This window comes from Leminorella grimontii ATCC 33999 = DSM 5078 (assembly GCF_000439085.1).
Classification (GTDB): Bacteria; Pseudomonadota; Gammaproteobacteria; order Enterobacterales; family Enterobacteriaceae; genus Leminorella; species Leminorella grimontii.
The window spans coordinates 636,877-659,049 of sequence record NZ_AUUA01000001.1 but is presented as its reverse complement, the minus strand read 5'-3'; the positions used below and the strand labels follow the sequence as shown (position 1 = coordinate 659,049).

Annotated in this window: 18 protein-coding genes; 5 read left to right on the top strand and 13 right to left on the bottom strand. The window is 52.7% G+C overall.

Annotated features, from left to right (window positions below):
* The first annotated feature begins 59 nt into the window (after positions 1-59).
* The gene (gene fumC, locus G544_RS0102985) at positions 60-1,457 is read left to right on the top strand and encodes a class II fumarate hydratase (protein WP_027273206.1); all 1,398 of its coding nucleotides are present in this window, start codon (positions 60-62) and stop codon (positions 1,455-1,457) included.
* A gap of 66 nt (positions 1,458-1,523) precedes the next feature.
* Here the strand turns inward: fumC and G544_RS22080 are convergent, their stop codons facing one another.
* The gene (locus tag G544_RS22080; protein WP_245614576.1) at positions 1,524-1,670 is read right to left on the bottom strand and encodes a DUF2770 family protein; all 147 of its coding nucleotides are present in this window, start codon (positions 1,668-1,670) and stop codon (positions 1,524-1,526) included.
* Positions 1,671-1,684: 14 nt separating this feature from the next.
* Entirely contained in the window at positions 1,685-2,953 is a 1,269-nt protein-coding gene (locus G544_RS0102975; RefSeq protein WP_027273204.1) for an MFS transporter, read from the bottom strand.
* Between the two features lie 277 nt (positions 2,954-3,230).
* Here G544_RS0102975 and mlc point away from each other — a divergent pair, with 277 nt between their 5' ends.
* The 3 genes from mlc (at position 3,231) to G544_RS0102960 (ending at position 6,193) form a co-directional block, all read left to right on the top strand.
* Positions 3,231-4,451, top strand: coding sequence for a sugar metabolism global transcriptional regulator Mlc (gene mlc, locus G544_RS0102970; RefSeq protein ID WP_027273203.1), 1,221 nt, complete (start codon positions 3,231-3,233; stop codon positions 4,449-4,451).
* A 226-nt stretch (positions 4,452-4,677) separates the two neighbouring features.
* Entirely contained in the window at positions 4,678-5,349 is a 672-nt protein-coding gene (gene bioD, locus G544_RS0102965; RefSeq protein WP_027273202.1) for a dethiobiotin synthase, read from the top strand.
* A gap of 94 nt (positions 5,350-5,443) precedes the next feature.
* The gene (locus G544_RS0102960; RefSeq protein ID WP_027273201.1) at positions 5,444-6,193 is read left to right on the top strand and encodes an SDR family NAD(P)-dependent oxidoreductase; all 750 of its coding nucleotides are present in this window, start codon (positions 5,444-5,446) and stop codon (positions 6,191-6,193) included.
* A gap of 85 nt (positions 6,194-6,278) precedes the next feature.
* Here the strand turns inward: G544_RS0102960 and osmV are convergent, their stop codons facing one another.
* From osmV to G544_RS0102915, 9 genes are all read right to left on the bottom strand, one after another.
* Positions 6,279-7,418: an osmoprotectant ABC transporter ATP-binding protein OsmV gene (osmV, locus tag G544_RS0102955; RefSeq protein ID WP_027273200.1), complete on the bottom strand. Its 1,140-nt coding sequence runs from the start codon at positions 7,416-7,418 to the stop codon at positions 6,279-6,281.
* The gene (gene osmW, locus G544_RS0102950) at positions 7,419-8,048 is read right to left on the bottom strand and encodes an osmoprotectant ABC transporter permease OsmW (protein ID WP_373876148.1); all 630 of its coding nucleotides are present in this window, start codon (positions 8,046-8,048) and stop codon (positions 7,419-7,421) included.
* A gap of 29 nt (positions 8,049-8,077) precedes the next feature.
* Positions 8,078-9,022 (bottom strand): glycine betaine ABC transporter substrate-binding protein, encoded by a 945-nt coding sequence (locus G544_RS0102945; RefSeq protein WP_081650725.1) that lies wholly within the window; start codon positions 9,020-9,022, stop codon positions 8,078-8,080.
* A gap of 19 nt (positions 9,023-9,041) precedes the next feature.
* On the bottom strand, positions 9,042-9,770 hold the full coding sequence (locus G544_RS0102940; RefSeq protein ID WP_027273197.1) for an ABC transporter permease: 729 nt from the start codon (positions 9,768-9,770) through the stop codon (positions 9,042-9,044).
* A 379-nt stretch (positions 9,771-10,149) separates the two neighbouring features.
* Positions 10,150-10,497, bottom strand: a complete 348-nt coding sequence (locus G544_RS19840; RefSeq protein WP_051155546.1) for a DUF1161 domain-containing protein — start codon at positions 10,495-10,497, stop codon at positions 10,150-10,152.
* A 143-nt stretch (positions 10,498-10,640) separates the two neighbouring features.
* The gene (locus tag G544_RS0102930; protein WP_027273196.1) at positions 10,641-12,032 is read right to left on the bottom strand and encodes an L-cystine transporter; all 1,392 of its coding nucleotides are present in this window, start codon (positions 12,030-12,032) and stop codon (positions 10,641-10,643) included.
* Positions 12,033-12,234: 202 nt separating this feature from the next.
* Entirely contained in the window at positions 12,235-12,786 is a 552-nt protein-coding gene (locus G544_RS19835) for a GNAT family N-acetyltransferase (RefSeq protein ID WP_051155545.1), read from the bottom strand.
* Positions 12,787-12,926: 140 nt separating this feature from the next.
* Positions 12,927-13,295 (bottom strand): phosphotransferase, encoded by a 369-nt coding sequence (locus G544_RS19830; RefSeq protein ID WP_338043195.1) that lies wholly within the window; start codon positions 13,293-13,295, stop codon positions 12,927-12,929.
* 441 nt (positions 13,296-13,736) lie between these two features.
* A complete protein-coding gene (locus tag G544_RS0102915; protein WP_134389041.1) occupies positions 13,737-17,000 on the bottom strand; it encodes an autotransporter outer membrane beta-barrel domain-containing protein in 3,264 nt (1,087 codons plus the stop codon).
* Positions 17,001-17,294: 294 nt separating this feature from the next.
* Here G544_RS0102915 and G544_RS0102910 point away from each other — a divergent pair, with 294 nt between their 5' ends.
* Entirely contained in the window at positions 17,295-18,386 is a 1,092-nt protein-coding gene (locus G544_RS0102910) for a lactonase family protein (RefSeq protein WP_027273194.1), read from the top strand.
* Between the two features lie 6 nt (positions 18,387-18,392).
* Here the strand turns inward: G544_RS0102910 and G544_RS0102905 are convergent, their stop codons facing one another.
* Both G544_RS0102905 and acnA read right to left on the bottom strand, forming a co-directional pair.
* A complete protein-coding gene (locus G544_RS0102905; protein ID WP_027273193.1) occupies positions 18,393-19,340 on the bottom strand; it encodes a LysR family transcriptional regulator in 948 nt (315 codons plus the stop codon).
* Positions 19,341-19,362: 22 nt separating this feature from the next.
* Positions 19,363-22,014: an aconitate hydratase gene (acnA, locus tag G544_RS0102900; protein WP_027273192.1), complete on the bottom strand. Its 2,652-nt coding sequence runs from the start codon at positions 22,012-22,014 to the stop codon at positions 19,363-19,365.
* Positions 22,015-22,173 lie beyond the last annotated feature (159 nt).

Sequence of the window (22,173 nt, the reverse complement as noted above, 5' to 3'; positions counted from 1 at the left end):
CTGCGGGTAAAGTATAACGTAGTTCGCGATTTTTATTATATCGATATCAGGAGAAAATCATGGTTGCTATGCGTACAGAAAAAGATTCTATGGGTCCGATCGGTGTTCCTGAGAACAGCCTGTGGGGCGCACAGACTCAACGTTCGCTGGAACATTTTCGCATTTCTCAGGAAAAAATGCCCAAAGCGCTTATCCACGCTCTCGCTCAGGTCAAGCGTTCTGCGGCGGTGGTGAACATGCAGCTGGGGCTGCTGGATGAGAAAAAGGGCAACGCTATCATCAGCGCGGCGGATGAAGTGCTGGCGGATAAGCACCCGAACGAGTTTCCCTTAGCTATTTGGCAAACCGGCTCCGGTACGCAGACCAACATGAACATGAACGAGGTTTTGGCCAACCGCGCCAGCGAGATCCTTGGCGGAAAGCGTGGTAACGATCGCCTGGTGCACCCAAACGACGACGTTAACAAGAGCCAGAGTTCTAACGACGTATTTCCGACCGGAATGCACGTCGCGGCGGTTATTGCGGTTCGAGAGCACCTTATTCCTGAGCTTAAAGCGTTCCATAAGGTTCTGGCAGACAAGGCCGCGGCCTATCAAGACATCGTCAAAATCGGCCGCACTCACCTGCAGGACGCCACGCCGCTGACGCTGGGGCAGGAAATCTCCGGCTGGGCGGCAATGCTGGCCTATAATCTCAAACACATTGAAGATTCGCTGCCTCATCTGTGCGAACTGGCGCTCGGCGGTACCGCCGTAGGCACCGGGCTTAATACCCATCCCGAATACGCCGTTCGCGTTGCAAAAGAAATTGCATCGCTGACCGGCCAGCCGTTCGTTACCGCGCCCAACAAGTTTGAAGCATTGGCAACCTGCGACGCGCTGGTTCACAGCCACGGCGCCCTGAAGGGCCTAGCGGCATCGTTGATGAAAATCGCCAACGACGTGCGCTGGTTGGCCTCCGGGCCGCGCTGCGGCATCGGTGAAATCGCCATTCCGGAAAACGAGCCGGGCAGCTCCATTATGCCGGGTAAAGTCAACCCGACGCAGTGTGAAGCCGTGACCATGCTGTGCGCACAGGTGATGGGAAATGACGTCGCCATCAACATCGGCGGCGCGTCCGGCAACTTCGAGCTTAACGTTTACCGCCCGATGATCATCGATAACTTCCTGCAGTCCGTACGCCTGCTGGCCGACGGCATGAACAGCTTTAATGTGCACTGCGCTTCCGGCATCGAGCCAAACAGGGAGCGCATCACGAAACTCCTTAACGAGTCGCTGATGCTGGTTACCGCGCTCAATACCCATATCGGTTACGACAAAGCGGCGGAAATCGCCAAAAAGGCCCACAAAGAGGGACTGACGCTGAAAGCTTCCGCGCTGGCGCTGGGCTACCTGACGGAAGCCCAGTTTGACGAGTGGGTCCGCCCGGAAGATATGGTTGGCAGTATGAAAAAATAGGCCGTTAGGATAGGTAAGACTAAGGCGCCGAAGGGCGCCTTTTTCGTATAGAGATAGCAACCTGCGTTATTCATAAAACCAGATAAAGTAAACATCCAGCGCCAGCACGATAAGCCAAATCACCAGATAAATCATCAGGTGCTCTCGTACGTTTTGCACCACGGCGTTCAACAGGCGCGAGAGCAGGTTTGGCTTGTCGTTTGCGTTATTCATTTATAAACCTCTCATCAGGCGGTTTTCTTTTTGCCTACTGAAGGCAAAAGTGACAGCCATCGGCTGATAAACAGCGCGCAGACCAGCATCAGGGATAAGAAAAGCACCAGGCCGGACCAGCCGTAATGATACCAGACCAGCCCGCCAGAGGTGCCCGCTATGCTCGATCCCGTATAGTAGAAAAACAGATAAAGCGCCGACGCCTGGCCTTTTGCTCGCTTGGCCCGCTGCCCGATCCAGCTGCTGGCAACCGAGTGGGCGGCGAAAAAACCACAGGAGAAAATCAAAAGCCCAACCAGAATCAGCCAGATAGACGAGAAGAGGCTAATACACAGGCCCAGCAGCATCAGCCCGACGGAAATCATAAATACCCGCCCGCGGCCGTACTTAAACGTCAGCGCGCCCGCTTTCGGCGAACTGTAAGTACCGGTGAGATAGACCAGCGAGAGAAAGCCGACGAAGGTTTGGCTTATGTTGTAAGGCGCCTCCATCAGGCGATAGCCGATGTAGTTAAACAGCGTCACAAAGCTGCCCATCAGCAGAAAACCCTCGGCGAACAGCAGCGGCAGTCCGCGATCGTGCCAGTGCAGGCGAAAGTTGAGCAGCAGCGTTCTTGGACGCAGGGATGAAGGACGAAAGTGCCGAGACGGCGGAAGAATGCGCCAGAAAACCAGCGCCGCCGCCAGTGCGATAAGGCCGATAATGCCAAGCGTAATCCGCCAGGAGAAAATATCGGTCAGCACGCCGGTTAAAAGGCGGCCGCTCATGCCGCCAATCGAGTTGCCGCTGATATAAAGCCCCATGGCAAACGCCACGTGCATAGGGTCTATTTCTTCGCTCAGATAAGACATTGCGACGGCGGCAACGCCGCTCAGAGCAAGGCCGACCAGCGATCGGGTTATCAGAATGCCGTGCCAGCTGGTCGTCAGCGTACTGGCGATAGTGAATAGCGCGGCCAAGAGCAGTGCTGTCACCATCACGGGTTTGCGGCCCACCGCGTCGGAAATAGGGCCGGTAAACAGCAGTCCTACCGCCAGCATCGCCGTAGACAACGATAGCGACAGGCTGCTGCTGGCGGGAGAAATGTTAAAGTCGGCGGATAAAATCGGCAAAATGGGCTGAACGCAGTAGAGCAGCGCAAAGGTAGCAAGCCCGGCGGAAAACAGCGCCGCGGTTACGCGGGCAAAGCTCGGCGTGCCGCGAACGATAAAGGGCGTACGACGATGGCCGCTTTTGGAGGCGGTATCTGTGGGGGCAGAGGGTTCAGGTTGAGATTCGGTCATTGGTGCTGCGTCTTTTTCAGACTCATTGCGTTCCACAGCAATTCCTTAGTCAGTTAACCCGCGCAAGGAAATCGGCTCGATAGGGATGACAAACCGAGTGGCTTAAACGATAATCCACTGCCATCGGGCACGGTAGTCTCAATGCGTCGTTTTGAGTCACGGCGGGTAGAATTCGACGATCTTGTGCTTTTTCTATAAACAATGATTATACATAGCTTGTCGAATAAATTCCGGCGACCGCGACAATTATTTCGCAAGTGAGAAAAGAGGCAGTAGGGTGAACAGAGAAGGGCAACCGGGGCATATTGACCACATCAAACAGGCCAATGCGGGAACCGTATATCGTCTGATTGATATGTTTGGCCCCATTTCTCGAATTTCGCTCTCCAAGATTTCCCAATTGGCGCCGGCAAGCATCACCAAAATCGTACGTGAGCTTCAGGACGCCCACCTGGTAAAAGAAACGGAAGTCAGCGAACCCGGCAGCCGAGGGCGGCCGGCGGTAGGCGTAGAGCTGGACACGAAGGCCTGGCACTATCTTGGCGTGCGCGTCCACTATGGCCATCTGTCGCTGGCGCTGCAGGACCTCAGCAACCGCCTCATTGTTGAAGAGCAGATTCCTTTCCCGGTAGATAATAAAGTCGTTCCTTGGCTTACTCGCTTTACTGTTGTCATCGAGGCCTTTTTTGAACGCCATCAGGCGCTGTTGGAGCGATTGACGGCTATCGCCATCACCGTTCCCGGCATTATCGATACCGCGACGGGCGTCGTTAAAAAGCTGCCTTTTTATGATGAAGAAGACCTTCCGCTGGCTGCATCGCTGAGTAAAAAAACCGGACTGCCGGTATACGTACAGCAGGACATCGCCGCCTGGGCGATGAGCGAAGCGCTGTACGGCGCGGCGATGAACTGTCAGAACGTCATTCAAATCACCATCGACGATACCGTCGGTGCGTCAGTTATCAGCGGGGGACGCATGCTACACGCGGACTCCAGCCGCCGCATAGAAATTGGCCATACGCGCGTTGAGGCAGGCGGTAAAGCCTGTTACTGCGGCAATAGCGGATGTCTGGAAACTATCATCAGCATGGGAAGCATTCTTGAACGTACGAAAGGCCTGCTGAGTTCCCATCCGGAATCGCTGTTAAATTTCTCTTCCCTGAGCATCGATAACCTGTGCCGCTATGCAAATGCGAACGACGCGCTGGCAAAAGAGATAATTCAGCACGTAGGCGCGCTCGTGGGCCAAATCGCCGCCGTCATGGTCAACGTGTTCAATCCCGAAAAAATCCTCATCGGCTCGCCGCTCAACAAGGCGTCTTCGATTCTTTATCCCGTCATTGAAGAGAGTATCCGCAGCGCGGCGATGCCGGACTACACCCATTCGCTTCGCGTGGAGCCGACGCGCTTTATGAACGTAGGCACTATGCCCGCATCGACGCTGGTCAAAATGGCGCTTTATGATGGTTCTTTGCTGTTAGGATTACTTCAGGGATAGCTACCGAAGTAACCATTAACACTTTGTTTTTATAACGCATTTCCCTTTATTCATTAAACATTGAGCTAACGCAATCTATTGCATCAGGGCATCGCCTAGACTTTTGACATTAACGTAATGACGCCTTTGTATGCACAAAGGTTAATCTGTAAACGCTTAACGGCGCTTTTCCGCCCGTTCTACAGATGCTGTTCTTTTTATTGAAGGTTCTGGAGCAAATACCTTTATGCCAAATCGATTTTTTGTAACGGGGACGTGTACCGAAGTCGGTAAAACCGTGGTTTCACGCGCCCTGCTGCAGGCCTTTATTAAGCGAGGGAAGAGCGTTGCTGGCTACAAGCCCATCGCCATCGCTTCTCATGAAACGGATGAAGGGATGCGAAACCACGATGCGTTGGTGCTTCAGTCTTCCTCGTCCGTAGCCGTCACCTATCGAGACGTTAATCCCGTTATTATTGAACACCATGCCGCACTGACCTATGGCGAAAGCCCTCTGGATTATGAAAGCCTGTCGCGTGGGTTAAGCCGACTCCAGTCGCAGAGCAACTGCGTTATCGTCGAGGGCATTGGCGGTTGGCGCTTTTTACTCAACGGCATGCGCCCGCTGTCCGAATGGGTGATTGAAGAAAAAATGCCGGTTATTTTGGTGGTCGGCATCCAGCAGGGCTGCGTCAACCACGCAATTTTAACGGCTGAAGCCATTATGCGCGACGGATTGACCATTGCGGGATGGGTCGCAAACCGCATCAACCCAGGCATGGCCTACTATGCAGAAACGATCGCGGCGCTTAAACAGAATATCTCTGCGCCCTGTATCGGCGAATTGCCTTATCTTGCTCGCCCGGAAGAGCGCGATCTTAGCGGCTATATTAATCTGGATCTTATTTGCTGCGAGTAGCGCGCCGTGTGCCCGCCGAATTATTGTGATACGCTCAGACAGCCACCGCTTTTGCCTTTAAGCAGTGCGTTCAACCGATTAAAAAGGAGATGCCATGATTGTTTTCGTAACCGGTGCGTCCGCCGGGTTTGGTCAAGCCATCGTTAGGCGATTTGTTAAAGAAGGGCACCGAGTCATCGGCGCGGCCCGCCGCCTCGATCGCCTGCAGCAGCTTAAAAGCGAGTTGGGGGAGCGCTTCCTGCCGGTGGAGCTGGATGTGTGCGATCGCGAAAAACTGCTGGACGTTCTGAAAAACCTGCCGAGCGATTTCAAAGAAATCGATCTATTGGTGAACAACGCTGGCCTTGCTTTAGGCTTAGAGCCAGCGCATCAGGCGCAGTTTCAGGACTGGACTACCATGATCAATACGAACGTTATCGGCCTGGCGTCTGTAACTCACGCCATTCTGCCGCAGATGGTCGAACGCAATCGCGGCCACGTTATCAACCTGGGCTCAATCGCCGGCACCTATCCGTATCCCGGCGGCAACGTTTACGGGGCGACCAAAGCCTTCGTTAAGCAGTTTAGCCTCAACCTGCGCGCCGACCTGTCCGGCACGGCTATCCGAGTAACTGACGTAGAGCCGGGCCTTTGTGGGACGACTGAGTTCTCCAACGTGCGCTTTAAAGGTGATGACGAAAAGGCGGCAAGCCTGTACGACGGCGCTAATCCGCTGACGGCGGACGACATTGCGGAGAGCGTATTCTGGATAGCGACGCTGCCGGCCCACATGAACGTTAACCGCATTGAGCTCATGCCGGTAACGCAAAGCTTTAACGCTCTGAAAGTGACCAAGGCCTCCTGATTATTCAGTACGCTTTCTATATTTCCCTATATAAGATAACGGCGCCGAATGGCGCCGTTTTAACATTGTGAGTGACCGTGTCACGTTATTGCGCTGAAATCTTGCGCCGCGTACGGCCCGAACTCAGGTAGTCGGCAATATAGTCCTGCGATATTTCGCCGCTGTAGCGTCCCTGTTCGTCCACGATCGGCATCCACACCAGGTTGTGCTCATAAAGTTTAGACAGCACGACTCGCAGATTGTCTTCCGCTCGGGCGGTTATGGTGATCGGGTGCGTCAATTCACCGCAAACGCCGTCAGCGCCGCGGGCCTCCCGACGCTTTACAAATCCAAGCGGCTTCTCATCGTCGTTAACCACCACGATAGAACGCATATCGTTATCGTCCATGACGGCAAACGCTTCGCTCAGCGGCGTTGAGCGGCGAACGGTCAACGTCTCCTGCATATCGGTCACGTCTCCGGCCTGCACCAACAGCAGGCGCTTGAGGGTGCGGTCCTGACCAACGAAGGAACCGACAAACTCGTCGGACGGCTTGGCCAACAGCTCGTCCGGCGTCGCACACTGCACGATCTGTCCTTTACGGAAGATGGCGATGCGGTCGCCCAGCTTCAGGGCCTCATCAATATCGTGGCTTACCAGCATGACGGTCTTTTTCAGCTTGCGCTGCATCTCCTGGAATTCGTTTTGAATGGACTCGCGGTTGATGGGGTCTACCGCGCCAAACGGCTCATCCATCAGCAGAACCGGCGGATCCGCGGCCAGGGCGCGAATAACGCCGATGCGCTGCTGCTGACCGCCGGACATCTCTTTCGGGTAGCGCTTCAAGAAGCGGTTAGGGTCCAGGGCGACCATATTCATCAGCTCGGCAGCGCGCTCTTTGCAGGCCTTCTTGTCCCAGCCCAGCATGCGGGGAACGACGGTGATATTCTCTTCAATCGTCATGTTGGGAAACAGGCCAATTTGCTGAATGACGTAGCCGATTTTACGGCGCAGGGTGACGGTATCCATATTGGCGGTGTCTTCGCCGTTGATAAGAATGCGGCCGCCGCTGGGGCGAATCAGACGGTTTACCATTTTTAGCGTCGTAGTTTTGCCGCAGCCGGAAGGGCCGAGCAGGACGCACATTTCGCCTTCAGGAACGTGCAGATTGACGTCGTTGACGGCCTTGAAGGTCTGGCCGTTCTTTTGCTTAAACTCTTTGGTCAGATTTTCTAATTTAATCATTTATCGAACTCCTTTAGGCGTCAGGGCAATCTGTAAGCGGTGCAGCAACCAGTCCATCGCGATAGCCAACAGGCTAATCATGACGGCGCCGGCAATCAGCAAACGAGGGTCGCTTCGGCTAATGCCGTGCAGCAGCAGCAGGCCTAATCCACCTGCGCCGATGACGGCGGCAATGGCCATAACGCCGATATTCATCACAACGGCGGTTCTGACGCCGCCAAAAATCACCGGCAGCGCCATGGGGATTTCAACCCAGAGCAAACGCTGCCAAAAGGTCATGCCGATGCCTCGACCCGCCTCACGCAGGCCCGCCGGCAGGTTGCTGAGCGCGATGTGCGTGTTGCGCACGATGGGCAGCAGCGAGTAGAGAAAGACGGCCGTTACGGCAGGGACCGCGCCAATGCCTTGGCCTACCATGGAAAATAGTGGGATCATCAGGCCAAAAAGGGCGATGGAAGGGATCGTCAGCACCACGGTCGCCAAGCTTAAAACCGGCGCGGCAAGCCATTTATGTTTTACGATCAGCACGCCCAGAGGCACGCCAATGACAATCGCCATGCCTACGGCCAGGCTGACCAGCAGCAGGTGCTGGCCTGTAAGGGTGGCGATATAGCCTGCGTCTTGCCACATATACTGTAGAGTTTCCACTTAGCGCCTCCTTAAAGCAGTCCGTTGTCTTTCAAAAACTGCGTTGCTACGCGCTCAGCGGACTGGTGTTCAATATCCACTTTGGCGTTTAACGCTGAAATAACGTCGTTGTTCAACAGGCGCGACAGGGTATTGAGCGCATCGGCAAGCCCCGGCGTGCGCTCGAGTATGTCACTCCTGACGATAGGAGTGACGGCGTAACTTGGAAAGAAGCCCTTATCGTCTTCCAGCACCTGCAGATTGAACCCCTTGACGCGGCCATCGGTGGTATAAATCAGCCCGACGTCAACAAAGCCGTCGCGAATGGCGTTATATACCAGCCCTGAGTCCATTTGGCGGATCTGCGGGCGCTCCAGCTTCAGGCCATACGCTTGCTGCATTGGCGCCAGGCCGTCAGAGCGGTTTACAAATTCGGGGTCGAAACCCATCATCCAAAGCCGCTTTTGGTCGCCGTTTTGCATTTGATTGAGGCGTTCAACCAGCTGAGAGAGCGTATGAATATTCTCTTTCTCCGCTCGCGTCTTTTGCATGGCGAAGGCGTAGGTGTTGTTCATTTTGGCCGGTTCAAGCCAAACGATGCCTTTTTTTCCGTCCAGCTCTTTAACCGTCTGGTAGGTTTTTTCCGGCGTCATCGGCTTTTTGATCTGGTTATAGACGATGAGCGACGTGCCGGTGTACTCCCAAGCCATATCTACCTGCTTGTTCAACATCGCCGAACGAATGATGGTTGATGCCAGATCGGTTTTAGGCGTTACTTCAATTCCTTTAGTCGCCAAATATTGAACGGTGATAGCTGACAATATGTGCTGTTCGGTAAAGTTTTTACTGGCAAGTACCAAAGGCTCCGCGCAAGCGGCGGCGCTGCAAAGCAGCCCGGCGCACAGTGTGCCGACCGAGGCGGCGCGCTGCCAACGCGCTCGTAGTTTATTGATGAGTCGCTTTTTGAATATAGACATAGGTATCCCGTTAAGTTGTTTATCTGGCCAGCTGTGGGCTAAGCAAATAGCTCAGTGCGGCAAGGGCGGTGTCCAGCAGCAGGGCTACAACGGCCGTTGCCGTGGCGCCCAGAAAGAGAAGCGTCGCGTCGTTCAGATAAATACCGGGGAAGATCAGCTCGCCGTAGCTGCTGGCGCCAATAAGGAACGTCAGCGGTACAGTACCTACGTTAATGGCGGCCGCAATGCGGACTCCCGTCATGATGACCGGCAGCGCATTGGGCAATTCCACTTTCATTAATCTTTGTAGCGGCGTCATGCCGATGCTGTCGGCGGCCTCAATTAATGAAGGGGGAATTGCCTTCAATCCGGAATAGGTATTGCGGACGATAGGTAAAAGAGAAGCCAAAAACAGGGCAAAAATGGCGGGCTTATCGCCGATGCCTACGACGACCATCGCCAATGCCAGCACGGCAAGAGGCGGCAGCGTGTTGCCCACGTTGAAAATCTGCATGGCGGGTTCAGCCCAGCGCCTTGCAAAGCGTCGACTTAAAAGCACGCCGCTGGGCAATCCGACGACAAGCGCCAGAAGCATAGAACAGGCGACCAAATAAAGGTGTTGATGGCCTAAATAGAACAGATCTTCTTTATGCTGTTTAAGCGCGTCGATGCCGATGCCATAGGCAATAAAAGCAATGACGACGATAAACAGCAGCCCCCCCAAAATTAAGCGTTTTATTAACGCCGATTTATGCCAGTTGTTATGCATATAGTCCCCAGGAGAAAACGATGTGAGCTGACAGAGCTCTTGGACAAAATCAATTCGCTGATTCAGACGGTCGCTGCGCTAGCGAAATTGGTTTAAACATGGAAAAACGCGGATGTATCTAGCAAAAAATATCAATAAGTCCTCTGGAAACAGCATTTCCAAGGCTTATCGTACGTTTTAAGGTATAACATCATACCAAGCGGATTTCCAAATTATGGGGGGGATAAATTTTATGGGAATGGGGAGGGAATAGAGCGACAGCCCTTGTAGAACAAGGGCTATAGCCAATTTAACTTTTTTTACACAATTTTAGTGACAACGTCACACGTGAGGGTGCAGCTAACTTCTGAGTACATAAAGAACCCATACTCATACACCGTCAAGGCTGGGTTTGGGATTCGGTTTTAGGTTCGGTTTGGGGCTGAAGGTCCGGGTGTTCCGTGTCTTCAACCTTAGGCGTTTGCACCGCGTCTGCAGCAGCGGAACCGCTTACGCGGCTATAGATAATTTGCTGTTGGCCACCGCCGCAGGTGCCAACGACTTTAGCGTCTGCGGATACGTCCTGACCAACGGGCTGAGTTGACAAGGTAAAGCTGGATTCCGGAACGCCGTTATTAATAATTTTTTGTGAAATGTCGGCCTTTATCTCTTCACAGTTGTTGGCCAACGCGGCCAGCGGAGCGACAGAGAACAGGGCGGCAACGGCCATCATCAGCGGTTTATTCATTACAGGGCTCCTTGGTTTACGATTTGCCGATATGTTTTAAGACTAGCAAAGTCGTGTGTTTTTTTGGTGAAGAAGTGAGTAATGAAATGAAAAAATGCAGCCCGGAGATGGCTGCATTTCTTTACATATGAACAGAAGAGCGCTTAGCGGTGGGCTAATTCGCCGTCGTCCTCAGAGTCAAGCACTGCCTTATCCGTCTGCCCTAAAATCTGGCTTGTTATTGTACCCGCCGTCATGGCGCCGTTGACGTTAAGCGCCGTGCGGCCCATATCAATAAGCGGCTCAACGGAAATCAGCAGTGCGACCAGCGTTACCGGCAGCCCCATCGTCGGCAGTACGATAAGCGCAGCGAACGTTGCGCCACCGCCCACGCCGGCGACGCCCGCAGAGCTTACGGTAACGATAGCGACCAGCGTCAGGATCCACATTGGATCGAACGGGTTGATGCCGACGGTTGGCGCCACCATCACCGCCAGCATGGCGGGATAAATGCCGGCACAGCCGTTTTGCCCAATCGTCGCCCCGAACGAAGCCGAGAAGCTGGCAATTGTCTCCGGGACGCCGAGGCGGCGGGTTTGCGCCTCTACGTTCATCGGAATACTGGCCGCGCTTGAGCGGCTGGTAAAGGCAAAGGTCAGCACCGGCAGCACCTTGCGGAAAAACTTCAGCGGGTTAATGCCTGTGAAGCTCAACAGGATGCCGTGAACCACAAACATCAGCGCCAGCGCGATGTAGGAGGCCACGATGAAGCTACCAAGCTTAATCAAGTCCTGTACGTTCGAAGAGGCTACGACCTTGGTCATCAGCGCCAGTACGCCGTACGGGGTCAGTTTGATAACCAGGCGAACCAGCTTCATAACCCAGGACTGCAGCGTATCGATAGCCGTCAGCACGCGCTGTCCTTTAGCTTCGTCATCCTTAAGCAGTTGAAGAGACGCGACGCCCAGGAATGCGGCGAAGATAACGACGCTGATGATTGACGTTGGGTTCGCGCCGGTCAGATCGGCAAACGGGTTCTTGGGTATAAAGGAGAGGATCAGCTGAGGCGTGGTCAGGTTGGCCACTTTCCCTATATAGTTGGATTCAATCGCTCCCAGGCGAGCCGTCTCCTGCGCGCCCTGCACCAGGCCTTCCGCCGTCAGGCCAAATGCCAGCGTGATCATAATACCGATAAAGGCCGCGATCATGGTGGTAAACAGCAGAATGCCGATAGTTAAGAAGCTGATTTTACCGAGCGAAGAGGCGTTATGCAGCTTGGCGACGGCGCTGAGGATGGAAACAAACACCAGCGGCATCACGATCATCTGCAGCAGTTGGACATAGCCGTTGCCGACGATGTTAAACCATGAGATGGACTCTTTTAAAACCGGGCTGTCGACGCCGTATACGAACTGAAGGCCTAAACCAAACAGAACGCCGACGATCAGGCCGACCAGCACTTTTTTGGCCAGGCTCCACTGCGTGCGGCGGGTTTGCGCCAGCAGTACCAGAAGTGCTACGAAAACGAGCACGTTAATCGTTAGTGGTATATTCATTCCCAACCTCAGAAAAGTTTTTATTGTTCAAAAGGTAATCGCCAAAAGCGGTATGAAAAGAAGTTTATCAGTTAATTGTTATGACTACTTATAGCAAAATAGTATTGGTTATGCTGTCTAATTGTATATAAAAAAGAGATCGTATTGATTCTAATAGCTATTGCCGTTGATAGTATCCATCTATGGCAGGAATAGCCTATTATTATTTCGATCTGGCGTAGCTCACGGTGATATAGCGCTCACCGTCGAACAGAAACGAGCCGACTTTCGTTGCCCCCAATCTGATAAGATGGGCATTGAGAGAGCGCTGATTTCCTTCATTAATAAAAGCGAATCCGGTTTGATACTCCGATGCCGGCAGGAAACGCCACATGGCGGCATAAAGCCCTTTAAAAATCCCTAAGCCGCCGGCGTTTTCCGCTACGCAAACGGGGCCAAAGATAAAGGGGGCCGGAGCCGAACAGGGTTGCAGCGCCTTGACCATCGCCTCGACGACCGGCGAAGGGGAATCGAAAGAAAAGGGCGAAAGGCCCAAAAAGCCGAGAACAACGTGATTTTCATCCTTTGCCACTAACAGCCCCAATCGCGTATTGATCGCATCCAGCATCGGCGCGCTGAAACGCCTGTCGAGAAAGCCTTTCTGACCGTCGTGATTGTTGACGTCGGGGTAAAAGGGCTCGGCTATCTCCAAAATGGCGGGATAGTCTTCAGGCCGGGCGCGAAGGTAACGCAGCTGTTTCGCCGTTTTAGCCATAAGAGACGCTCCAGTTGTAGATGATATCAGACAATAAAGGTGACGGTGTCACTAAAAATGATTTCATAAGTCTATAAACAATAGAACATATCAGGAAAAATAACGTGTTAATACTCAAAGATATTTGGAGAGATTACAGGTTAGAAAAACTCATCAAGCATCAAATGAAACTGCAATTTCTTCATATCAGGATTATCAATGCCATATTTTTGAAAAAGCCGTTTCTGTAATAAAGGTGAAAATTCCCCGAGACAGTTCCAGAGGATAGCAAGATCCTGATACCGATCTGCAAGTCCAACTCGCCCAACATCAATACAACCCATTAGTATGCCTTTATCAAAAATAAGGTTATCAAGTGAGACGTCGCCATGAGTCACAACGGGATCGGGTGAGAATGGTAAAAGGGTATGCATTTCTTTCCAGACTTGTAGACTTGAATTTAATCGCAGACCCGGACAAGGCGTTTCCCGTTGAATATGATCCATAACACTCCTTGATAGCGAGGTCATATGCCGGTCGGCAAAATCCTGAATGATTTTGAGTCGGTTAAGTAAATAACTCTGCAGCGTGAGCCTTCGTAGTGATTATACATGGCGGGCATCACTTAACCCAAAACGGACATTACAGCTGTCAGATGTTCGTTGAAGGTTTTTGACAGCCTTTAGCCGGCACACGCAGAGCCGTTGAACAGCATAAGTCATCAAGCAGAATCCCAGATTGCAAATTCCGATACCTTGGTTCGCATAATGTATATTATGTTAAATAAGCTATATGCCGATAGCTTTAGATTTTATTCACCATTACCCTTTTGTTTGTTGCTTCAGGCCATCCGTTTTATCCACGAGCTTTTTTCGTGCTGCAGTAATGAAATAAGCGGCCTTCAAAGAAAGCCGCTTTGTTGCCGCAAAACACCCCGGCAATTTTCATTACGCTATGAACAATTGACTACGTCATTTCCTCGAAGATTGCCCAAAGTTATATTTGATGCCCAGCATGAACGCCGCATCGCTGTATCCGCTGTCGCCAACCTGCACGCCGACGTTCCCCCACAGATTGAAATTAGGATTTATCTGGCCTTCAACGCCCAGCTTAAGTTCGGCGATGTTATCTGTGCCAGCCTGCGTAACTCGCTTATTTCCCATTTCCGTACTGAATTTTTTAGTGTTGTGTATCCAGTTGGCTTCGACAAACGGCTCGAATTCGCGTCCTTTGCCTTCATCAGACTGATGATGCCCTTTAACAAAAGTGCGAACGCCCAAACGAGTTTGAATATTCCCCGCGCCTTTGCTGTGAATACGCGTGCCGTTAGCCTCGGTGAACGAATCGGCCTTGATGCCCATCCAGACTAGCTGTGCCTGAGGTTGTACAAACCACTCGTTGGTTTCATCTTTACTGTCTTTATATTCGCCGGTTTTAAAGGTATAACCCGTTTCAATAGAGGCCGTAATACCTTTAGACTTATAGGATTCCGTCGCCAGGCCCTGCCCTTGAACCTGGTTATCGAACCAGCTATACAAGGCCCAGGTATCCACATAGGCCCCCGTGTTTTCGCCTTCATTCTGTTGCCAGGTGCCATAGCCGCCAAGGCTGTAACCATCTACGGAACTATCGGCTCTATAATACGTTATCGATGAGCGCGTATTGCTGCGGCTGTTGGCATAGCCACCCATAACGCCGATATGCCAACGGTCCTGACCGTCGTTGCTCCACTGGGCAACGTCGCCGCCTAAGTGCAGAATGTAGCGATTAGTCTGGCTTTTGAGCTGCCCGCTGCTGTCTCTTGAACGGGTATGTCCGCCAACGTTACGCATCCACATGCTGGTGACCTTTTCTTCGCCAGTAAGCGCATCGGTATAGTAGGTTTCACCCAGGCGATCGTGTAAGCGATGAACAAAAAGCATGTTAGACGAGGCGATATTGTGAATATAGCCTCCGGCCTCAGGCCTGATCGTTGGTTCAGGATCGGGTTCAGAAGGCGTTGGAATTGGATTTGGTCGATAGTTAGTCAGGTACCAATTGTTACTGTCAGTACCCTTTTCTTCATTTCCTCTATTGAGGAAATACTCATACGCTCCGGCGGTAATGCGCCCCGCTTGGCGGAAAGCCCCGTCCGATTGGCCGCGGACGTTAATCAACTCAATGCCTTTCTCTGTGTAATCCCCCATACCGCCGACGTTAGTGACGTAAACGCTGGTTTCTCCCGAGGTATTACCCATTATCGTCATGTGGTCAGTGACGGAATTATCATCGCCGGCAACGGTATTAAAATGAAGTGAACCGCCGCCCTGATAGTCGCCGTTAACCACAAGCCGGTTTCCTACCAGCGCCCCGTCGCTGTTGTTGACTCTACCTATATAGGTATTGCCCTGATTGCTGAAGCGGCCATCAATGGTCAGAGTCGATAAGCTCGGCTGATTGGCGTGATACAGGCTTCCGACCAAAAGGCTGCCGCCAGAGGTTGCCGTTGTCTCCCCCAAATAGCCCTTGGCGGAAAGCAGCGCATCCGGTTTAACGATTATCTGCCCGCCTAAAGCGTTGGTTGAATCAAGGTTGCCGCTATAAACAGTGGTTATTCCGCTGTAGTCACGGCTGTCGCCGCTAAGGGCTAATTGAGCCGTTCCTGACTTAGCGATAGTTCCTGCGCCAGCAAATTGCCCTGCAAAATAGCTGTCATTATTCTGATTTATCGTCAGATCCGCAGACGTAACGTCAACTACGCCGCCCGCGCCGGAGAGTGATGACATAATAAGGTCGTGGTGGTTAAGGTTTAGCAGGCCGCCATTGACCGTATAAGTCGTATTATCAACAAATGCGTTGGTGGAGTTTGCTCGAAGTTCTCCCGCCTCTACGCGCGTTCCGCCGGTATAATTATTTTCACCGGAGAAAATAACGCTTCCTTCGCCGGTTTTGACCAGCCCGCCCTCGCCCACCAAATTGCCGTTAAGCATCATCTGCTTGTCGGCATCAGCTTCCAGGAACGATTCGGAGAGAACGTTCATATTAACTGCGGTAGTCAGCTTATCGTCGCAGTATTCGCATGAATTAACGCGAAGCGTCCCGCCATTAAGATTAAAGTCATATGTGCCGTCGCCGGCGACAATCCCGTCTTCAGTCGGGGACAGGATGCTGTCAGAGATGGAAATCGTACCGCCTGCGTTAAGGTTTACAGTGGCGGATGTCCCTGTATCTCCCGCCAGAAATAACCCTGACTTCAGTACATCGAAACCATCCGCATCCATATACGCTTTGCCTTCGAAATAGACTTCCGCACCGTCTGCGACGGTTAGAACGGCGGTTCCTACCCCTTTAGTTTGTGCGAAAAAATCAATGCTATAAACGCTGCCGGCATCGCTTGAAGCCAATGCTAATAGGCTTTGAATGCCTAATTTGCTCCCTGAACCCGTAACGTTGATATTAACCGTTGGCGTTTTGGTTAAATTATCAATAACGTCACTGCTTCTGGCGAATGACGCAATCATGCGACCGGTAATCAATGAACCGCCGTCAGATATGTTAACCGTGGCATCGCCGAGGTAACCCAAATAGGCATTCCCATCGACAATATAGTCTTCAACATAAGGGCTGGATTCTATAATTTCATTACGTATATAGAGCTGGCTATTTTTTCCACTGACGTTAATTATGCCCGTGTTGGCAGTATTTCCGCTTCCAGCCCAAAGAATACCGCCCATAGAGGTTCCCGGCGAACCGGAAACCGGACCAACGCTTACGCTGGCGCCATCAAGAATATTTAATATCCCCGTAACGCTTTTATCTCGTTGGGTATATCTGTCGTATACCGAGGTATCGCCAACTTTCAATACGCTGGCGTTAATGTGGCCAATACCGGCGCCGATAAGATTTAAAACGCCTTTTGTTTCATTAGATTGCGTTATCTGACTGGTGGCTGTCCCTACGTTGAAGCTGGTAATCTCGCCAATGAATGCAGCATTGTCTTTAATTGTCAGAGAACCATTGCCGCCGTTGTATCCAACAAAAAAAGGATTATTGTAGCTGGCTGAGCCTTGCAGAACTAATTCGCCGCTGTTCCCGTCCCCACCGCCAATAACGTTTCCTTGATTCTCCCAATCCCATAAGCCGCTGCTAACTTCCCCGGTATTGTTATAATGGGGGGGCGCAGCATAAATTGAATTGCTGACCAATGGAGCGGTTACTAACCCAATGAAAATTAGGTTTTTTTTGCAAATAGGCATGATGACATCCGTTTCAAAAACATTATAAAATCATTCAACAAAGATGTTGTTAATGTACAATGGTTTGCTCTGTTTATCAAATTTCAATTAAAATCAATTGTGTTGCTAATTGAGCTAAATATTCAATTTAGAATAATTATACAGCACGTGATTACCTTGAAAGAGATTATCGGTACGGGAATAAAGCGTGGACTATCGCTATATTCTTTGCCATCTACCCGCTGAGATTCATTCATCGAATATTGCTTTTACATCCCCACAAAAACGATAATAAGTCCCAAAACGGGAGCAACAATGACAACTTATGCCTACGTAGGCTGCCGAACGTCCGCCTGGCGCGGGGCGCGTGGAAAAGGCATCGAGGTTTTTCGAATAACGGATTCGGGAGTATGGGAGCGCCTGCAGTGCATTGCGTCCATTCAGGACAACCCGTCGTGGCTAACGATCGATATAAAACGCAACCGCTTATATGCGCTGCATGGCGACGGCGATCGGGTTGGCGTTTTTAAGCGCGATCCGGCAACCGGGCTGCTTGGCTGGCTACATGATCAAACGACGGGGCCGCGTCATCCAAATCCCGATCTGGATCCCAACCGTAAAAACAATCCCGTTAGCGCCTCGCTGACTCCGGATATGAATACGCTGCTTATCGCCAATCATGAAGGCGGCAACGTCGCCGCATTGCCGATAAGCGATGAGGGCCTTCTGCCTCCCGTTCACTATGCCAAAATCCCGGGGCACACTCATGCCGCTATGACGCTGTCTCGGCCGCATGAAGTCGTTTTCGCACCCGACGGCCCTCTTTTTGCCGTTCCCGCTCAAGGGCGCCCGGCGGGAAAAGGTATTGATATGATGCGGTTGTACCGCTGGGAGCATAATCAGATATGCCTGCTTGATGAGGTTCGACTTCCGACCGGAAGCTGGCCCCGCCATGCGGATTTTCACCCTAACGGCAGGTGGTTATACGGAATTAGTGAACTAAGCGGTACGGTGACGGCATTCGATATTGACGCTATAAAAGGAACACTGTCACTAAAACAGACGCTCAGCACCTTACCCGAGGGATATACTCAGCGTAACGATGCAAGCGAAGTCGAAGTTCATCCGTCAGGCCGCTTTCTCTACGCGGCAAATCGTGGGCATGACAGCATCGCCGTGTTCGAGATTAGTCAGTATGACGGGGGCCTTTCGCCGATCGGCTGGGTTCCGTGCGGAGGAAAAACGCCGCGTTTTACCACGCTCTCACCGGATGGACGTACGTTTTATAGCGCCAATGAGGACTCTGACAATATTCAGGTTTTCAACGTTGATAGCACAACCGGTATGCTGTTGGATACGGGGATATCTATTACCTCTGCAAGCCCTACCTGCATTTGCTTCGCCTGATTTGGCCTACTCGTCTGTGAGCTTCCGGGGTTCGCCGCATTCCTCTTCTCCCTTATTGTGTTTACGCGTTTGGGACGGCGTAAGGCTCTCAATCAGCGTTTTTACGCAAGGAGATGACTGGGTGAAATTTCTTACGCCAACGAGCAATTCCCGCCTTGCCCAGGGCTCCGTCAGGGGAAGTACGCGAACGCCATCATGCAGGGCAAAAGGCGCCGTTTCGTTGATGGGCAAAACGGCTATGCCAAGCCGTTGGGCAACCAGATCGGCCATTGAGACAAAGCTGCTGACGCGAAGCCCAATATTGAGCGACTTTCCTAATCGACGCGCCTGCCTGTCTAGAATATGGCTCACCGCGCTTTCGCGATGAGAGCCGATGAGCTTCTCGTTAATAAAGTCTTCCAGCTTCAGGGACGCCCGTTCAGCAAGCGGATGGCCCGACCAGACCAAAACGGACAGCCGGTCATACTGCCATGGCCAGAATTCAATGCCGGCAGCCGGCGTCCAGTTGGAGAAAAAGCCGACGTCAGCATCCCCCCGAAGCAGCCCTTGAACGACGCCAATGCCGGTATGCTCCTCAATATCAACGTCGGTTTGAGGGTAGAGCGTAAGAAACTCGCTTATTGCATGAGGAAGGCTGCTCATCAGCACGGCAGAGATCGTATAGATATGGATATGACCGCGAATGCCGGCGGCATAATCACCCAGCTCCTCCTCCATCTTTTCAAGGTTTTGGAACACTTTGCGCGCATGATAGAGCAATGAGTGCCCGGCTGGCGTTAACTCAATTCCTCGAGGCAAACGCAGCATCAGCGGCGTACCTACCTGCTGTTCCAGCTCTGCGATACGCTTACTGACGGCCGAGACCGCTGTATGCTTTCGGCGCGCCGCGCGGGTCAAATTTTGCTCCTGTGCTACGGCAACAAAGAGGGATAAGGAGACCAGGTCAAATCGCATAGTTTCTCGCTCGGCGTTTCGGTTATCGGCGCTTCAGGGTTTGATGGACAACGTATGGAAGAATGCCGCCATGATACAGATAGCGTAGCTCCTGCTGCGAGTCCAGAACGATCGTCAGAGCGAATTCTCCAAGCAGTCCGCCGTCACGGCTAATGCGCATCGTTAATGATGTGCTGCCTGGTTGTATCTTTTCCAGCCCCAGAAAGTCAATATTTTCACGTCCGTCCATATCCGGCAAGCGCGCAGCGTCGCTGGCGGTAATATGCAGCGGCAAAATGCCCATGCCTATGAGATTTGTACGGTGGATACGCTCAAAGCTTTGGGCGACTACGGCCTTTACGCCCATCAACGCTTGAGCTTTCGCGGCCCAGTCGCGGCTTGAACCCGCACCGTAGCGCTCTCCCGCAAAAATGACCAATGGTATGCCGTGCGCCAGCCAGCTCTGCGCGGCTTCATAAGCTGGTAGTATTTGTTGATGCTGAGCATCCCAGGCATAGCCTCCTGCCCCGCGCCGCGCTTCTGGCAGCAGCCGGTTAGACAGCGACTTATTGGTAAATGCCCCACGCACCATGACTTCATGATTGCTTCGCCGCGTAGAGTAAAGGTTGAGATCCTGAGGATCTTCACGATGGGCCAACAGCCATTGCCCGGCCGGGCTAGCCGCCGGGATAGCGCCGGCGGGCGAGATATGATCGGTTGTCACATCGTCGCCAAGCCAAAGAAATGGGCGAGCGCCGGACAATGACAGCGGTTCGGACGGCTCCCGAGGTAAACGTTCAAGATAGCCAGGCCGGCGCAAATAGGTCGACTCTGCATCCCACGGGTAGCGCTCGCTGCCCGATGCGGCGATTTGCTGCCAGTGCGGCGTGCCCAGCCAAATGGCGTCGCGGCGCTTAACGTAGTCATCGCGCTTTATCGCCCGCCTAATCCATCGTTCTACTTCTTCACGCTCCGGCATCAGGTCGCACACTGTGACCGGGCGTCGTTGTTCATCATAGCCCAGCGCGACGTTCGTGATATCCATTGACATATGCCCGGCAAGCGCCCAGGCAATGACCAATGCGGGAGAAGTCAGATAACCATGGCCAAGTGAAGGGTTCACTCTGCGCGGGAAATTTCGGTTGCCTGACAGTACGCAAACGGCCTGAAGGCCCTGACTCACCATCTCTTCCATTGCTGGCTGTAATGCGCCCGAGCTACCAATGCAGGTCATGCAGCCGTAGCCGGTTACGTTAAATCCAACTTTTTCCAATTCGGCCAGCAGCCCCGAAGCGCCAAGATAGTCCGTTACTGCACGCGAACCGGGTGAAAAAGAGGTTTTTACCCACGGCTTGGGTTTGAGGCCACATCGCGCCGCATTGCGGGCAAACAGCGCCGCCTGAACAATCAGCCAAGGATTCGCCGTCGTTGTACAGCTGGTTATGGCGGCGATGGCAACTGCCCCCTGCCTTATCGGTTCTGGGTATGCCGCATGGCGCCAACTAAGGCTGCGGGCCTCTGGCGGCAGGCTGTCATCAAAACTTTTGGCGGCACCGCTCAATGGCACCTGCTGATGGGGATTAAACGGCCCGGCCATGCAGGGCTCGATGTCAGACAAGTCCAGTTCAATAAGCTGGGTGAATTCAGGCTGCGGTGTTTTTTCACTGCGCCATAAGCGCTGCGCCTGCATATAGCCGCGGATCAGCGCCTGCTTCTCCTCGCTACGCCCCGTCGTGTTCACGTATTCTGCGCTGCGTTCGTCAAATGGAAAGAACACCACCGTTGCGCCATATTCCGGCGCCATGTTGGCGATCGTCGCGCGCGACTCAACGGGCATCGCGTGCAGCGACGGACCGGTAAACTCCACAAACTTGCCCACAACGCCCGTTTCTCGAAGTAAACGGGTAATATGCAAAACCAGATCGCTGTCGCTGACGTTCGGCGACAGCTGGCCAGAAACGGAAATCCCTATCACGTCAGGGAAACGCAACGTTACGGGCTCACCTACCAGTGCTGCCTGGCCTTCCAGCCCGCCAACGCCCCATCCCAGCACGCCCAATGCGTTAATCATCGGCGTGTGGCTGTCGGTCGCCACCATGCAGTCTGAATGCAGAAGCGGTATATTTTCATGTGCGTCCACCGTAACGACGTCGGCTACCGCTTCCAGATTCATCAGATGAATGATCCCGGTTCCAGGAGGGATAACCCGAAAGTTGTCCAGGCTCTTTTCCGCCCAGCGAATAAAGCGGTATCGTTCGGCGTTGCGGCGAAAATCGAACCGCATGTTGTCCTCCAGCGCGGAGGCGGACGCATAGCTTTCCACAATGACCGAATGGTCAATGGTTAGCACTGCCGGAATGCGGGGATTAATCGTGCTGGCATCACCACCCAACTCGGTCGTCAGATCGCGCATCGCGGCGAAGTCCGCCAGTGCGGGAAGGCACGTCGTGTCGTGAAACATTAGGCGATCGGGATAAAACTCAACCTCGCCGTTAGGCGCATCGCCGGAAAGCATTTCCAGAAACCTTGGCAGCATATCAGGAGAACGCAGAGCGACGTTTTCCAGCAAGATACGAAGACTGAACGGTATTTTCTGAAGCCGCTCAAGCGGGAGGAACTGCGTTAAGTCGATAAAATGATATTGCCGGTCGTTAATGACCAGCGCAGAGCGTTCCAACGTTGGAGATGATGTCATAAGGCCTTCCGTTACCGCGATTATTGCTGCTGTGCTTTAATCCGCTAACGTTGCCACGCAGGCGTAGAGATGAAAATTGAAGCTTTGATAAGGTAGCGTTCTTGATTGGAGAACGCTATGAAATGTGCTTTTCAGGTTACCCCAAAACGTCTGGGGTAA

Coding starts and splice junctions, on each gene's coding strand:
- fumC (WP_027273206.1), top strand. CDS start 60: ATGGTTGCTATGCGTACAGAAAAAGATTCTATGGGTCCGATCGGTGTT.
- G544_RS22080 (WP_245614576.1), bottom strand. CDS start 1,670: ATGAATAACGCAAACGACAAGCCAAACCTGCTCTCGCGCCTGTTGAAC.
- G544_RS0102975 (WP_027273204.1), bottom strand. CDS start 2,953: ATGACCGAATCTCAACCTGAACCCTCTGCCCCCACAGATACCGCCTCC.
- bioD (WP_027273202.1), top strand. CDS start 4,678: ATGCCAAATCGATTTTTTGTAACGGGGACGTGTACCGAAGTCGGTAAA.
- G544_RS0102960 (WP_027273201.1), top strand. CDS start 5,444: ATGATTGTTTTCGTAACCGGTGCGTCCGCCGGGTTTGGTCAAGCCATC.
- osmV (WP_027273200.1), bottom strand. CDS start 7,418: ATGATTAAATTAGAAAATCTGACCAAAGAGTTTAAGCAAAAGAACGGC.
- osmW (WP_373876148.1), bottom strand. CDS start 8,048: ATGTGGCAAGACGCAGGCTATATCGCCACCCTTACAGGCCAGCACCTG.
- G544_RS0102945 (WP_081650725.1), bottom strand. CDS start 9,022: ATGTCTATATTCAAAAAGCGACTCATCAATAAACTACGAGCGCGTTGG.
- G544_RS0102940 (WP_027273197.1), bottom strand. CDS start 9,770: ATGCATAACAACTGGCATAAATCGGCGTTAATAAAACGCTTAATTTTG.
- G544_RS19840 (WP_051155546.1), bottom strand. CDS start 10,497: ATGAATAAACCGCTGATGATGGCCGTTGCCGCCCTGTTCTCTGTCGCT.
- G544_RS0102930 (WP_027273196.1), bottom strand. CDS start 12,032: ATGAATATACCACTAACGATTAACGTGCTCGTTTTCGTAGCACTTCTG.
- G544_RS19835 (WP_051155545.1), bottom strand. CDS start 12,786: ATGGCTAAAACGGCGAAACAGCTGCGTTACCTTCGCGCCCGGCCTGAA.
- G544_RS19830 (WP_338043195.1), bottom strand. CDS start 13,295: ATGACCTCGCTATCAAGGAGTGTTATGGATCATATTCAACGGGAAACG.
- G544_RS0102915 (WP_134389041.1), bottom strand. CDS start 17,000: ATGCCTATTTGCAAAAAAAACCTAATTTTCATTGGGTTAGTAACCGCT.
- G544_RS0102910 (WP_027273194.1), top strand. CDS start 17,295: ATGACAACTTATGCCTACGTAGGCTGCCGAACGTCCGCCTGGCGCGGG.
- G544_RS0102905 (WP_027273193.1), bottom strand. CDS start 19,340: ATGCGATTTGACCTGGTCTCCTTATCCCTCTTTGTTGCCGTAGCACAG.
- acnA (WP_027273192.1), bottom strand. CDS start 22,014: ATGACATCATCTCCAACGTTGGAACGCTCTGCGCTGGTCATTAACGAC.